Source organism: Edaphosphingomonas fennica (genome assembly GCF_003034225.1).
GTDB lineage: Bacteria > Pseudomonadota > Alphaproteobacteria > Sphingomonadales > Sphingomonadaceae > Sphingomonas_E > Sphingomonas_E fennica.
Map to the genome: position 1 here is coordinate 74,327 of NZ_PHHF01000044.1, position 13,553 is coordinate 87,879.

Below are 13,553 nucleotides of genomic sequence, written 5' to 3' on the forward strand. Positions count from 1 at the left end.
GATCATAGGCCCTTGTTGCGGGATTTCGACCGTTTTTCGGTCAGAATAATCTCAGCTGGTCGCCTTCCGGCGGGCGGAACAGATCGGTCCTGAGCGGGACGTGGCGATTGACGAGGCCGTGCCTGCGGCAGGCGATGTGGAAACGGGTGCGCATCAGCTCTGCCCAGGCGCCCTCCCCCTTCATCCGGCTGTGGAATCCGGGATCATTGTCCCGCCCGCCGCGAATGTCGCGGATGATCCCCATCACCTTGGCCGCGCGATCGGGAAAATGCGCATCCAGCCAGGCGCGGAACAGGGGCGCCACCTCATGCGGCAGGCGCACGGGGATGAAGAAGCAGCCGATCGCGCCTGCATCCGCCGCCGCCTCCACCAGATGCTCCATCTCATGATCGGTGATCGCCGGGATCACGGGCGCGATCGATACGAAGGTCGGCACGCCTGCCGCCCGCAGCGCCCGCACCGCCGCCAGCCGCCGCTCGGGGCGCGGCGCGCGCGGCTCGATGGTCCGCGCGATCTCCGGCGTCAGCGACGTCACCGAAAGCGCCACCGCCGCCAGCCCCTTCTCGGCCATTGGCGCCAGCAGGTCGATATCCCGCATCACGCGATCGGTTTTGGTGGTGATCGTCAGCGGATGGCCTGTCTCCGCCAGCACCTCCAATATGCCGCGCGTGATGCGCCATTCGCCCTCGATCGGCTGATAGGGATCGGTATTCGTCCCCATCGCGATCGGCCCCACCCGATAGCCGGGCTTCATCAGCTCACGCCGCAGCAGCGCCGGGGCATCGGGCTTGGCGAACAACCGCGATTCGAAATCCAACCCCGGCGACAGATCGTGATAGGCATGCGTCGGCCGCGCGAAACAGTAGATGCAGCCATGCTCGCAGCCGCCAAAGGCGTTGATGGAGCGATCGAAGCCGATGTCGGGCGATTTATTGTAGGTGATGATCGTGCGCGGGGTCAGCGCCGTCACGGTCGTCTTTAGCCCGGGCGGCGGCCCGTCCACCGCTTCACGGTCGTCCAGCCAGTCGCCGTCGGCCTCCCGCTCGGGAAGGCCGAAACGCCGGCTGGTCCGGTTGCCCGTCGCTCCACGCCCGTTGATCGCCATGGGCCGAATGGAACATAAAGAGAACAAAAATGCAAGCCAGGCCGATCAGCCCGTCGGCAGGGCGAAAGCCATCACATAATCGCCCACCGCCTCGGAATGGGCCGCGCCGCCTACCGACACGACCACATATTGCCGCCCCGTCCGGGGGGAGATGTAGGTCATCGGCGTCGCGCTCGATCCCACCGGCAGCGGATGCTTCCACAGCTCGCGTCCGGTGGCGGTGTCATAGGCGCGCAGGTAGAAATCCTGGCTGCCCGCGAAGAAGAGGAGGCCGCCGGCCGTTACCGAGGTGCCGGCATAGGTGGGCATGCCGATCGGCATCGGCAGGCCGAGCTTCAGGCCCAGCGGCCCGAGCTCCTCCGCCGTGCCGGCCGGCACCTGCCAGGCGATCCTGCGGCTGTCGAGGTCGATGGCGGTGATGGTGCCGAAGGGCGGCTGCACGCAGGGGACGCCCAGCCCGCTCATCCACAACATCGTGCCCATGCCGTAGGGCGTGCCCGCCTGCGGCGACGGGCCGTGGCCGGTGCCGTCGCTCGGCACCTTCTTCGAGTAAGCGGGATAGTCGGCGCGCGGCACCAGCCGGTAGGATGCGGGCGTCCGGATATCGTTCATGAACACCCGGTTGGTCGCGACGTCGACCGAAAGGCTGCCCCAGTTGAGCCCGCCGACATTGCTCGGCTGCTCCAGCGCCTTCCTGAGCCCGATCGGGGTGAAATCCCCATCATAGCGATGCTGGCGGAAGGATATGCGGCAGGCGAGCTGATCGAACATCGTCATGCCCCACGCCCGCTTCTCGCTGAGCCGCATGGCACCGATCACCGGCATGCCGACGGAATAAGGCTGGGTGGGCGAGAGCCGCTCGCCCGGCGCCGCGCCCACCTGCGTCACCGGCTTTTCCGCCACCTCCGCCAGCGGCGCGCCGGTCGCGCGGTTGAGCAGGAAGAGCTGGCCGCGCTTGGTGGGCAGCAGCAAGGCGGGCACCTTGCCGCCGCGGCCGTCCGCCACGTCGATGAGCGCGGGCTGGGCCGGCAGATCATAATCCCAGATGTCGTGGTGGACGGTCTGGAACTTCCACCGCTCCCGCCCGGTGGCGACGTCGAGGGCCACGAGCGTCGCATTATAGGCATCCGCCCAGGGCGCGCGGCCGACGCCGTAATAATCGGGGGTGGCGTTGCCGAGCGGGAGGTAGATCAGCCCCAGCCGGTCATCATAGGCGGCGGTCGTCCACATATTGGGCGTGCCGCGCGTATAGGTCTGCCCCGGCGGCGGCAATTTGGTGATGGCCGGATTGCCGAGATCCCAGGCCCAGGCCAGTTCCCCGCTGCGCACGTCGAAGGCGCGGATCACGCCGGAAGGCTCGCCCACCTCCTGATTGTCGACCACCCAGCCGCCGATGATGATGAGGTTGCGCGCCACCAGCGGCCCGGATGTCTGGAAATAATAGCCGGGCTTGATCGGCCCCATGCCTTGCGAGAGCGCGACCATGCCGTCCTGCCCAAAGCCGGGGCAGCGCGCGCCGGTGCGGGCATCCAGCGCGAAGAGGCGGGCATCGATGGTGGTGGCGATGATCCGGTCGACGCAGGGCGCGTCCGCAGCGCTCGCATCGTCGTGGAAAAAGGCCAGCGACCGGCAGCGCTGCCAGATCGGCGACCTGGCCTGGGGATCGAAGGTCCAGCGCGGCTTGCCGCTGTCGACGTCGATCGCGGCGATGCGGTTGTTGCGCGAGCAGGTGTAGAGCGTGTCGCCGATCTGGAGCGGGGTGTTCTGGTCGATGCCGGGGCCGCTGTCGCCGGTGCGGAACGTCCATGCCGGGCGCAGCTTGCTGATATTCTCCCGGTTGATCTGGGTATAAGCGGTGTAGCGCAGCCCCTCGGTCGTCTTGCCGTAGGAGGTCCAATTGTCCGGGCCGTTGCTGCCGCTGCTCACCGGATAGGTCGCGCCGGCCGCGGGCATGATCGCGCCATGCGGCACGAAGGCGAAGGCGAACAGGGCGGCGAAGACGATGCCGCAGCCCCCCGCGCCGGCATAAGCCGCCTTCCGCGCACCCGTGCGGACCAGCGAAGGCAGGAAGGCCAGGCCGAGCCCCGTCAGCGCCAGCGGCGCCATCAGGCGCGGGAACAGCGCCCAATAATCCAGCCCCGCCTCCCACAAGGCCCAGGCCAGCGTCGCCGCCATGATCGTCGCCATCAGCCACAGGGCGGCCGCGCGCCCGCGCCATGCCAGGAAGGCGGCCGCCATATAGGCCAGCCCGACCAGCAGATAATAAGGCGATCCGCCCAGCGCGGCCAACCATGCGCCGCCAAGCGCAAGGCCCAGTCCGATCAGGAGGAGGATCGCGGCAAACAGGCGGGCAAGCAGGCGCATGGCTGGGCTCCCGAAGCATGCGCGGGAACGCGATCGACGCCTCCCGCAAAATCTGGCCGCGCAACATGCCCTATCGGGCGCAGTATCTTGTGAAGATGTTCGCCAAATATCAAACGATTAATGCGGATGCCCGAAAATGACGGGCAGAACCGGTCAGGATGAAGGCCGGGTAATGCCGTCCTGCAATATCGATCGGGCTACTTCGGCGACCTGATCCGCCGGCAATTCTTCGGACCAGATACTGTAGCGCAGGCCCAGGAACACGTTCATGCCCATGATCGCCCAGGCATGGGCTTCCTGAAGATCGGTACGCAGCTCGCCCGATCGGCCGCCGGCCTGCAATCGCTCGAAGATGCGCCGCGCGGTCGATTCGTAATGGCTGCGATAGCTTGCGGGGTCGACGAACTCGGCCTCGTCGATGATCCGGTAGATTTCCTTATGCTCGCCGGCGAAGCGCAGGAAAGCCGCCAGCGCCTCGCGCTCGGTCTCCAGGGCGCCGCCGTCCGCCCTGCCGGTCAGCGCCGCGCCCACCGTGGATCGCACGCGATCGCTCAGGTCCGTCACCAGCGCGCGGAAGATTTCGTCCTTGGAATCGAAATAGGTGTAGAAGGTTCCCAGCGCCGTCTTGGCCCGGCCGGTGATGCCGATGATCGAGGCTTCGTGAAACCCCTTCTCGCCAAATTCGATGGCCGCGGCGTCCAGCAGCTTGCGCAGGGTCTGCCGCCCCCGCTCCGTGCGCGGAACCTTGTTTCCGACGGGCCCGGAGGACGGTTCTGATGTGGTCATGAAGACACAGCTACCCGCTGACCGATGCTATGGCAACGAGCCATATTGAAAGATGGTTCAACTATCAATATAGCTCCCTCAAATAGAACGAAACCAGGGAGAGTGATGCGATGGGCAAGGCCCGTTTTCTCGTGCGTGGCGCAAATATCGGTCTTGCGGCGGTGCTGGTCGCGTCGGGCCTCGCCTCCGGCGGCACGGCCCAGGCGCAATCGATCGAACCGACCGTCTCGATCGACGAAGCCGACGCCGCCATCATCGTTACCGCCCGGCGGCGAGAGGAACGGCTGATCGACGTGCCGATCGCCGTCACCAGCTTCAGCGGCGCGCAGCTCGAAAAGGCGGGCGCCATCGATCTTACCGATATCGGCCTCACCACGCCCAACGTCACGCTGGAAACCTCGCGCGGCACCAACTCCACGCTGTCCGCCTTCATCCGCGGCATCGGCCAGCAGGACCCGGTCTCCGGCTTCGAACAGGGCGTCGGCATCTATCTGGACGATGTCTATCTCAACCGCCCGCAGGCAGCCGTGCTCGATATCTACGATGTCGAGCGGATCGAGGTGCTGCGCGGCCCCCAGGGCACGCTCTACGGCCGCAACACCATCGGCGGCGCGGTCAAATATGTTACCAAGCCGCTGCCGGAGGAATTCTCGCTCAAGGTGAAGGGCAGCTACGGCAGCTACGATCAGGCGGACGGCGTGGTCACGGCTTCGGCGCCGATCGGCTCGATCGTCCGCGTCGGCGCCTCGCTGGCAAGGCTTTCGCGCGGGGGCTTCGGAAAAAACCTCACCACCGGCCTCGACAATTACAACAAGGATGTGTGGGGCGCGCGCGGCACGCTGGAAGTGGGCGGCCATGGCGCGCCGGTGGAGATCCGCATCTCCGGCGACTATACCAAGGACAAGAGCAACCCGCGCGGCGGGCACCGCCTGATCCCTGGGCTGGTTTCCGGCACGCCGGTTCTGTCGGACGTGTATGACAGCGAAGGCGCGCTCAACGATCCCAAGCAGGATGTGGAGGCATATGGCCTCTCCATGAACGTCACCGCCGATCTCGGCGCCGGCTTCACGCTGCGGTCGATCAGCGGCTGGCGCAAGGACGACAGCGCCTCGCCGATCGATTTCGATGCGCTGGCCGCCGTCGACGTGGACGTCCCGGCTTATTACCGCAACGAACAGGTCAGCCAGGAATTCCAGCTGCTATATGACAATGGCGGCCCGCTGACCGGCCTCATCGGCGCTTATTATCTGTCCGCCAAGGCCGATACCCAGTTCGACGTGCGGCTGTTCACGTCCGATCCGATACTGCTCCCCGGCCTCACCGCCTTCACCCAGGCGGATGTGGATACCGATACCTATGCGATCTTCGGCGATTTCACCTTCAAATTCACCGAACAGCTCAGCCTTTCGGCCGGCGGCCGCTACACCTGGGACAAGCGCAGCGCCTATATTCTCCGCCAGAATTATCTCGGCGGCGGATCGCCGGTGTTCGGCGGGATCGGCCTGCCGCTCGGCGCGCCGGGCACCGATTTCGACGGCAGCCGGAAATTCAACAAATTCACCCCGCGCGTCTCGGTAAGCTACCAGCCCAGCCGCGATCACAATATCTATGCGAGCTATTCGCAGGGCTTCAAGGGCGGCGGCTTCGATCCGCGCGGCGTCGGCGTGAACGCGCCCGATCTCAACCGCGACGGCGTGCTCGAGGATTCGGAAATCGCCGCCTATCTCAGCTTCCGCCCGGAAACGGTGGACAGCTACGAGGTCGGCTACAAGGGCAATCTGCTCGACGGGGCGCTCTATGTGGCGCTCGCGGCCTTCCGCATGGATTACAAGGACGTGCAGATCCCCGGATCGTCGGGCTGCGTGGTCAACGGCGTCCCCACCTTCTGCGGCGTCATCACCAATGCCGGCAAGGCGCGCTTCCAGGGGCTGGAGCTTGAGACGACGGCCCGCCTCGGCCGCGATCTGGCGATGGCGGGGGATAGGATCACCTTCTCCGGCTCGCTCGGCTATATCGATGCCAAATATAAGGAATATGTGACGCAGGTTCCCGGCCAGGGCCCGGTCGACGTCGCCGATTTCCGCAAGGTGCAGAACACGCCCAAATGGACCGGCAGCGGCACCTTCACCTATGCCGCGCCCCTGGCCGATGGCGAGATCAGCCTGAGCTCGACCGTGTCCTACCGCAGCAAGACCTACCAGTTCGAAATCCCCAACCCCTATATCGACCAGAAGGGCTATGCGCTGTGGGATGCGAGCCTGGTCTATACCGCGCCGGCCAATCGCTGGAGCCTCGGGCTGCACGGCCGCAACCTCCTCGACAAGCAGTATAAGACGTCGGGCTATACCTTCCTCGATGCCGATCCCGTCACCGGGGCGCTCAGAACGGCGCCGAACGGCAACCTTATCCCGACGCTCGGCAAGGAGGGCACGCTGACCGCCTTTTACGGCAGCCCGCGCCAGGTCTTCGTGACCGCGACCTATAATTTCTGACGCGGTCGCGGCGCCCCTTCGTGACGATCGATCCCACCGCCTTCGTGCCGCACCGCTATCGCAGCGCGTGCGGCCGGCTGGAGCTCTTCGCCCGCATCTACCCGGGCGAAGGGCCCACGCTGCTGCTGATGCACGGCCTGACCCGCAACAGCGCCGATTTCGAGCCGCTGGCCCGGCATCTCGCCGGGCGATACCGCCTGATCGTGCCGGACCAGCGGGGGCGCGGCCTTTCGGATCATGATGCCAATCCGGGCAATTACCGGCCCGATATCTATTCGGCGGACATGTTCGCGCTGCTGGACGGGCTGAGCGTGGATAAGGTGACCCTGATCGGCACCTCCATGGGGGGGCTGATGGCGATGATGATGGCCGCGATGCAGCCCGATCGCATATCGGCCATCGCCCTCAACGATATCGGCCCCCGCCTGGAACCCGCGGGCCTCGCCCGCATCCAGGGCTATGTCGGGCCGGGCGCGGCCTTCGCGGACTGGGCCGAGGCGGCCGCGCGCTGCGCCGCGATCAATGCGGAGGCCTTTCCCGGTTTCACGGCGGAGGACTGGCTCGCCTTCGCCCGCCGCACCTGCCGCGAGGATGGGGACGGCGCCGTCCGCTTTGCCTACGATCCCGCCATCGCCGGCAGCATCGGCGGCGACGAGCCCGGCACGATCCCGCCCGATCTCTGGCCGCTCTGGGATGCCCTGTCCGCCACGCCGGTGCTCGTGGTGCGCGGCGCCCTTTCCGACCTTCTTTCCCCCGCCACCGTCGCGGAGATGGCGCGCCGCCACGACGGGCCGTTCGCCCATGTCGAGGTGCCGTCGCGGGGGCATGCGCCCCTGCTCGACGAGCCGGCCGCGCTCGATGCGATCGAACATTGGTTGCGCGGCCTGCCGGACGGATCGATATGAACGCCAAGCCGTCCCGGCCCAATGTCGTGCTGGCGATGCTGCTGGTCGTCTACATCTTCAATTTCGTCGACCGGCAGATATTGGCCATCCTGGCGGCCCCCATCCAGCACGATCTCGGCCTGTCCGATGGCCAGATGGGCCTGCTCGGCGGCGTCGCCTTCGCGCTCCTCTACTCCACCCTCGGCGTGCCGCTCGCCTGGTTGGCGGATCGCACGCGCCGCAGTTGGGTCATCACCCTCTCGCTGATCTGCTGGAGCGGCTTCACCGCGCTCTGCGGCTTCGCGCAGAATTTCTGGCACATCTTCATCGCCCGGCTGGGCGTGGGCATCGGCGAGGCGGGCGGCGTCGCCCCGTCCTACGCCCTCATCGGCGATTATTTCCCCAGCCATCGCCGCGCCTTCGCGCTTTCCGTCTATTCGCTCGGCATCCCGCTGGGCTCGGCGGCCGGCGTTCTCGCCGGCGGCTATATCGCCGCCACGGTCGACTGGCGGGCCGCCTTCCTGGCCGTCGGCTGCGCCGGCATCCTGATCGCGCCGCTGTTCAAGTTCCTCGTCCGCGACAGGAAGGTCGCCGCCGATGCCGCCGGGGAAGCGCCGCGCCTGCTCGCCACCGCCCGTCTGCTGGCGGGCAAGCCCTCCTTCTGGCTGCTCTCCTTCGGCGCGGCGACAAGCTCGATGCTCGGCTACGGGCTGGCTTTCTGGCTCCCCAGCCTGCTCCAGCGCAGCTTCGCGCTCGATCTGGTGGAGACATCCTATTTCATCGGCGCGGTGCTGCTGATCGGCGGCGTGGCCGGCATGCTGCTCGGCGGGTGGCTGGGCGACAGGCTGGGCTCGCGCGATCGCGCCTATTTCGCCTATCTGCCGGCTTCAGCCTTCCTGATCGGCGTGCCGCTCTTCGCCATCGGCATCTACAGCGCCGACGTGCGCCTGGCTTTCATCCTGTTCCTCGTGCCGCAGGCCATGGCCTATGTCTGGCTGGGGCCGGTGCTGGCCGCCATCCAGCATCTCGTGACGCCACCGGCCCGCGCGACGGCCTCGGCCCTGTTCCTGCTGATCAACAACCTGATCGGCCTCGGCGGCGGCATCTACGCCCTCGGCGCCCTTTCCGACGCGCTGGCCCCGATCTACGGCAGCGAAGCGCTCCGCCATTCGATGCTCTATTCGCTGGCGCTCTACCTGCTGGCGGCGGCGCTGATGGCACTGGCCGGCCCCCGACTGCGCCGGGACTGGATCGGCGACCTGCCGGCCTGACGGGCGCCACCCCGGACCGAAAGCCCCGACGAAGAACCAATGGCCGTATGAAGGCAGGCGAGGCCCCGAGGAGGCCACGGGCCCTTGATCCGCAATCACCCGGCGATATCGCGACCTGGCAATTCCAGACACAGCGTTTCGGTCAAGAAACTTTCCACCTCATCAAGGAACAGCCGCTCCTCGGCTACCATTCGCAGAATTTTAAAGCCCCCTTGCCGCCACATCTCGGAGGCCTCACTTTCTCAATAAGCTGACCTACCCCTATTCATATCCGCGCCTCCAATATTCCTTCCGATAGATATCGCGACACGACTCCGCCCTTTGGCGGCCACATCTTCCATATCTCTATTTACGGCCTTCGGACATTTTGCCATCAAGATGAGGCAGCTCCGCAAATCGGGCTGCGGGGGGGCGTCGTAACCATTGCCACGGGCCGGTCGGATTTTCCGGCCGGATGGCTGTCGCGCATGTCCAAGGCTCTGCCCAACGACGGCAAAGCCTCGACGCGCAGGGTTGCGAACACCGGGCCTTGGTCCGGGAAGCCTCTCAATGAAAGAATGAGGGGCCATAGATGCGGACAGCGAACGCGCTTTTCATCGACGTGGGCGTCACAACCGAATTTGACCGGGCCAAGGATATCGGCCTGAGCGGTGGCATTCCGCCCGCCAAGGCATGTCTGGCTTCATAAGCGGGGGGTCTGGGATCATGTCCAACACACAAACCGCTTATGCCGCATCGGAGGAAAGCGACGGAGATGGCGCCAGCACTCGCGAGCGCAAAGATACGGCGCTTCCGGCATCGAGCGGAAACGAACCATCTCCCCTTGGCGAGCCGACATCTCAGGCAAGGGGCCGCTCAGGGCTCGCCTTTCGGACCATATGCGCCGCAATCGGACAATGGCTGAAGCGAATGTTCCGGCGGAAACCCAAAGCCATCATTCCTCGCAGCGAAGCGGAATGGCTCGAGCTGGAGACAGGCTCATTCCCGGACGAAGGGGAGGCCTGATCGGCCAGCGCGGGGAAAAGAGGTGGAAATCCCGTCACTTGAAAATGGTCGGGGAGACAGGATTCGAACCTGCGACCCTCTGCTCCCAAAGCAGATGCGCTACCAGGCTGCGCTACTCCCCGACATGCCGGCCTTAGCGGCGGTGGATCGGCGGGCGCAAGCCCAATCCGTCATCCGCCGCCCCGGCGGCCGGCAAAGTCATCGATGGCGCTTCACCAGCCGCAGCGTCGGCCAGTCGCCGCGCACGATCGTGTCGGCCAGCCGCATGCCCTGCCGGCGATAGGCGGACGCCACCGCATCGGCCTGATGATCCAGCAGGCCGGCGAGGATCAGCGACCCGCCCGGCAGCAGCGCGCCCGCCAGCACCGGCGCCAGCTCGATCAGCGGGCCGGCGAGGATATTGGCGATGATGAGATCATAGGGCACCCGCGCGCGCAGGCGGCGATGGGCGAGGCCGGGCGCCGTCACCAGCTCGATCCGGCCCGCGCCGTGCCCGATCATGCCTTCCTTGGCCGGAATGCCGTTCACCGCCGCATTTTCCGCCGTCACCTCGATCGCGACGGGATCGATGTCGGATGCGATCACCCGCGCGCGCGGCCATACCGCCAGCGCGGCGAAGGCGAGCAGCCCCGTGCCGGTGCCGACATCGGCGATGTCGGTGAAGCGGCGGCCGTTGCGCTTCAGCCGATCGATCATCAGCAGGCAGCCGGTGGTGGTTTCATGATGCCCCGTGCCGAAGGCGCGGCCGGCCTCGATGGTGAAGGCGATCGATCCTTCGGGCGGCGCCTCGGTCGCGGCCGGGGTGCGGACGTGGAAGCGCCCGGCGTGGATCGGCTCCAGCCCCGCCTGCGAGAGCGTCACCCAATCCTCCTCGGGAATATGGGCGATCACCGGCTCGACACCGTCCGCGCTGGGCACGAGCGAACGGACCAGCGCCACGGCCGCATCGTCGGGCCGCCCTTCGAAATAGACGTCGAGCTGCCAGTCGTCCGGCCGCGCCGGATCGGGCTCGCTGGTCATGATCGTCGGCATCGGATCGATCAGCGCCAGCGCCGGCACGTCGTCCGCCAGCAGTTCCGCCTCCGCCTTGGTGCAGGGGAGCGTCAGCTTCCAGCTTCCCTCGCGCGGGGCATCGAAAGGAAAGCCGGTCACGCCGTCGCCCTTCGGCTCCGCCGCGGGGCCCCTGCGGCCCCTGCGGGCGACCGGTTGCTTAGCGGACATAGCTTGCTCCATTGATATCGATCACGGCCCCCGTCATCGACGCGGGCGCCTCCAGCGCGAGGAAACGCACGGCCTCGGCCACCTCCTCCGGCATGGCAACGCGGCCCAGCGGAATATCCGCCAGCAGCCTGTCCCCGCCGCGGCTCGCCATATATTCCTCCGCCGGCCCGTTCATGGTGAAGCCGGGGCAGACGGCGAAGGCCAATATGTCCTGCCGGGCATAAGCGCGCGCGATCGTCTTGGTCGCCGCCAGCAGCCCGGCCTTGGACGCGGCATAATGCCAATGATCGGGGCTGTCGCCACGGTGCGCCGCGCGGCTGGCGACATTGACGATGCGGCCGCCGGCCTTCCGCTCCTGCCAATGGAGCACCGCGCGGCGGCAAAGATCGGTGGCGGCGAGCAGGTTCACCTGCAGGGTGCGTTCCCAGCCGGCGCGCCATTCGGCGTCGGGCAGGCCGATCGGCGTGGCTTCGAAGATGCCGGCATTGTTGATGAGCACGTCGATCCGGCCGTCCAGCCGCTCCAGCGCCTCGCCCCACAGCCGCGCGGGTGCGTCGGGATCGGCGAAGTCGCAGGCGATCGTTTGCGCGTCCGCCGCACGGGTGGCCTGGCCGACCACGCGGACGTCCGGCAACCCGCCCAGGCTTTCGCGGATGGCGGCGCCGATACCCCGGCTCGCGCCGGTCAGGAGAATATGAATGGACATGGCCATGCCGATAGGACGACACCGGCCGTCTGGGAAGGCCCTGTCGCCGGATCGTGGCGCGACGGGGTTGACGTCCCGATCTTTCCGAACGAGTATCCGAATGTGATTCGAGAAATGCCTACGCCCCGCCGCTCGATCGGCCGACCACGCCTGCTCACCCGGGATATGGTGATCGACGCCGCGATCGATATCGGCCTGGCCGCCATCAGCATGAAACGCCTTGCCGAGCATCTCGGCGTGGGCACCGCCACGCTCTACCAATATGTCGGCAGCCGCGACGAGCTCCTGAAGCTGGCGGCCGCGCGACAGGTCTCCTCGCTCGACATGGACGAGGCGAGCGACCTGCACTGGTCGAAATATATCGCCGCCTTCGCCCATGCCATCCAGGACCAGCTCGTCCGCTATCCGCAGATCATCGTCCAGTTCATCGATGCGGGCCTGGGGCCGGAGGTCGAGCTGGAGGTGGCCGAGCGGTTCCTGCAGGGCATGGTGACGCGCGGCTTCACCTCGGAAAAGGCGCTGGAGATACAGAGCCATATCGGCGCGCTGGCGATCGCCGGCGCGGTGGCGATCTGCCGTGAGCGGGCGAGCCGCGCACGGGGCCGCTCCTCCACCGCGCGCGTCCAGGCGGCCCTCACCCATTATGCGCCGGAGGAGCTGCCGCTGATCCGCGCCCAGGCACAACATTATTCGACCGACACCGAGACCATAATCGACCGGTTGATCGTTCCACTGATTGAAAAGATCGCGCGCGAACGCGGGGAGGCTCTGCCCGAGGGCTGATCCCCTCCCCCCGTCAGCCTGCCAACGACATCAAATGAGAGGATGAAGGCAAATGCAGGATTTGAAGGATAAGGTCGCGGTAATAACCGGCTCCGCCAGCGGGGTCGGCAAGCAGCTCGCGCTCCGCCTGTCGCGGGCCGGGGCGAAGGTCGTCCTCTCCGATATCGAAGCGAACGCGCTGGAAGCCGCGGTGGCCGAGGTGAAGGCCGCCGGCGGCACCGCGATCGGCCAGGTGGCAGACGTCTCCAAGCGCGAGCAGGTGGACGCGCTGCGCGATCGCGCGCTGGCCGAATATGGCAAGGTCCATCTGGTGTTCAACAATGCCGGCGTCGGCGGCGGCGGCGGCCCCACCATCTGGGATACGCCCGAAAAGGCCTATCGCTGGGCGATGGACGTGAACTTCTTCGGGCCGCTGAACGGCGTGCTATCCTTCATGCCCACCCTGATCGCGCAGGGCGAGGAAGCGCTGATCGCGGCGACATCCTCGGGCGCGGGCATCGTCTTCCCGCCGTCGGGCGCGGCCTATTCGGCGTCGAAGGCGGCGCTGATCGCGCTGATGGAGGTGCTTTCCTACCAGCTCCAATTCTCGGGCACGCAGGTTCGCGCGGCGATCCTCTTCCCCGGCCCGCACGTGGTGGACACCAACCTGTTCAGCTCGCACCGCAACCTGCAGAAGGAATATGACGATCCCGCCATCGCGTCGGGCGCCGGCATCAACAATGTCGACGAATTCCAGGCGGCGATGAAGATGCTGATCGGCCATGAAGTGCCGCTGACCAAGCCGGAGGATTTCGCCGAGGAGGTTTATCAGTCGATCCTGCGGGACGATTTCTACATCCTGCCGCTGACCGACAAGACCAAGGACGCGATCCGCAAGCGGTATGACGACATGATCGAGCGTCGCCAGCCCGCCATTCCGGACATGATGTGAGGAGT

At 66.7% G+C, this 13,553-nt stretch carries 10 protein-coding genes and 1 tRNA gene; 5 read left to right on the top strand and 6 right to left on the bottom strand.

Annotated elements, in window-relative coordinates:
• Positions 1 to 40: 40 nt before the first annotated feature.
• The 3 genes from CV103_RS10750 to CV103_RS10760 form a co-directional block, all read right to left on the bottom strand.
• On the bottom strand, positions 41 to 1,105 hold the full coding sequence (locus tag CV103_RS10750; protein ID WP_107394915.1) for a PA0069 family radical SAM protein: 1,065 nt from the start codon (positions 1,103 to 1,105) through the stop codon (positions 41 to 43).
• Positions 1,106 to 1,150: 45 nt separating this feature from the next.
• Entirely contained in the window at positions 1,151 to 3,469 is a 2,319-nt protein-coding gene (locus tag CV103_RS10755; RefSeq protein ID WP_107394916.1) for a membrane-bound PQQ-dependent dehydrogenase, glucose/quinate/shikimate family, read from the bottom strand.
• 153 nt (positions 3,470 to 3,622) lie between these two features.
• Entirely contained in the window at positions 3,623 to 4,255 is a 633-nt protein-coding gene (locus CV103_RS10760; RefSeq protein WP_107394917.1) for a TetR/AcrR family transcriptional regulator, read from the bottom strand.
• A 110-nt stretch (positions 4,256 to 4,365) separates the two neighbouring features.
• Between CV103_RS10760 and CV103_RS10765 the strand changes: the two genes are divergently transcribed.
• Genes CV103_RS10765 through CV103_RS10775 form a run of 3 tightly spaced genes read left to right on the top strand, consistent with a single transcriptional unit; the run spans position 4,366 to position 8,902 of the window.
• On the top strand, positions 4,366 to 6,747 hold the full coding sequence (locus CV103_RS10765; RefSeq protein ID WP_070933497.1) for a TonB-dependent receptor: 2,382 nt from the start codon (positions 4,366 to 4,368) through the stop codon (positions 6,745 to 6,747).
• A gap of 20 nt (positions 6,748 to 6,767) precedes the next feature.
• Positions 6,768 to 7,652, top strand: a complete 885-nt coding sequence (locus tag CV103_RS10770) for an alpha/beta fold hydrolase (RefSeq protein WP_107394918.1) — start codon at positions 6,768 to 6,770, stop codon at positions 7,650 to 7,652.
• Complete coding sequence (locus CV103_RS10775; protein WP_070933495.1) at positions 7,649 to 8,902, top strand: spinster family MFS transporter; 1,254 nt, start codon at positions 7,649 to 7,651, stop codon at positions 8,900 to 8,902. The genes CV103_RS10770 and CV103_RS10775 overlap by 4 nt, the downstream gene beginning before the upstream one ends.
• A gap of 1,050 nt (positions 8,903 to 9,952) precedes the next feature.
• On the opposite strand, the gene CV103_RS10780 is transcribed toward CV103_RS10775, so the two are convergent.
• The 3 genes from CV103_RS10780 to CV103_RS10790 form a co-directional block, all read right to left on the bottom strand.
• Positions 9,953 to 10,029, bottom strand: a tRNA-Pro gene (locus tag CV103_RS10780).
• Between the two features lie 76 nt (positions 10,030 to 10,105).
• Positions 10,106 to 11,128: a 50S ribosomal protein L11 methyltransferase gene (locus CV103_RS10785; RefSeq protein ID WP_107394919.1), complete on the bottom strand. Its 1,023-nt coding sequence runs from the start codon at positions 11,126 to 11,128 to the stop codon at positions 10,106 to 10,108.
• Complete coding sequence (locus CV103_RS10790) at positions 11,118 to 11,834, bottom strand: SDR family NAD(P)-dependent oxidoreductase (RefSeq protein WP_015459945.1); 717 nt, start codon at positions 11,832 to 11,834, stop codon at positions 11,118 to 11,120. The genes CV103_RS10785 and CV103_RS10790 overlap by 11 nt, the downstream gene beginning before the upstream one ends.
• Positions 11,835 to 11,948: 114 nt before the next feature.
• On the opposite strand from CV103_RS10790, the gene CV103_RS10795 reads away from it, so the two are divergent.
• Positions 11,949 to 12,617: a TetR/AcrR family transcriptional regulator gene (locus CV103_RS10795; RefSeq protein WP_245896771.1), complete on the top strand. Its 669-nt coding sequence runs from the start codon at positions 11,949 to 11,951 to the stop codon at positions 12,615 to 12,617.
• Between the two features lie 52 nt (positions 12,618 to 12,669).
• Complete coding sequence (locus CV103_RS10800) at positions 12,670 to 13,548, top strand: SDR family NAD(P)-dependent oxidoreductase (RefSeq protein WP_015459943.1); 879 nt, start codon at positions 12,670 to 12,672, stop codon at positions 13,546 to 13,548.
• Positions 13,549 to 13,553: the final 5 nt, after the last annotated feature.

Excerpts from the sequence above, each read along its gene's own strand:
- CV103_RS10750 (WP_107394915.1), bottom strand. The coding sequence starts at position 1,105 with ATGGCGATCAACGGGCGTGGAGCGACGGGCAACCGGACCAGCCGGCGT.
- CV103_RS10755 (WP_107394916.1), bottom strand. The coding sequence starts at position 3,469 with ATGCGCCTGCTTGCCCGCCTGTTTGCCGCGATCCTCCTCCTGATCGGA.
- CV103_RS10760 (WP_107394917.1), bottom strand. The coding sequence starts at position 4,255 with ATGACCACATCAGAACCGTCCTCCGGGCCCGTCGGAAACAAGGTTCCG.
- CV103_RS10765 (WP_070933497.1), top strand. The coding sequence starts at position 4,366 with ATGGGCAAGGCCCGTTTTCTCGTGCGTGGCGCAAATATCGGTCTTGCG.
- CV103_RS10775 (WP_070933495.1), top strand. The coding sequence starts at position 7,649 with ATGAACGCCAAGCCGTCCCGGCCCAATGTCGTGCTGGCGATGCTGCTG.
- CV103_RS10785 (WP_107394919.1), bottom strand. The coding sequence starts at position 11,128 with ATGTCCGCTAAGCAACCGGTCGCCCGCAGGGGCCGCAGGGGCCCCGCG.
- CV103_RS10790 (WP_015459945.1), bottom strand. The coding sequence starts at position 11,834 with ATGTCCATTCATATTCTCCTGACCGGCGCGAGCCGGGGTATCGGCGCC.
- CV103_RS10795 (WP_245896771.1), top strand. The coding sequence starts at position 11,949 with ATGCCTACGCCCCGCCGCTCGATCGGCCGACCACGCCTGCTCACCCGG.
- CV103_RS10800 (WP_015459943.1), top strand. The coding sequence starts at position 12,670 with ATGCAGGATTTGAAGGATAAGGTCGCGGTAATAACCGGCTCCGCCAGC.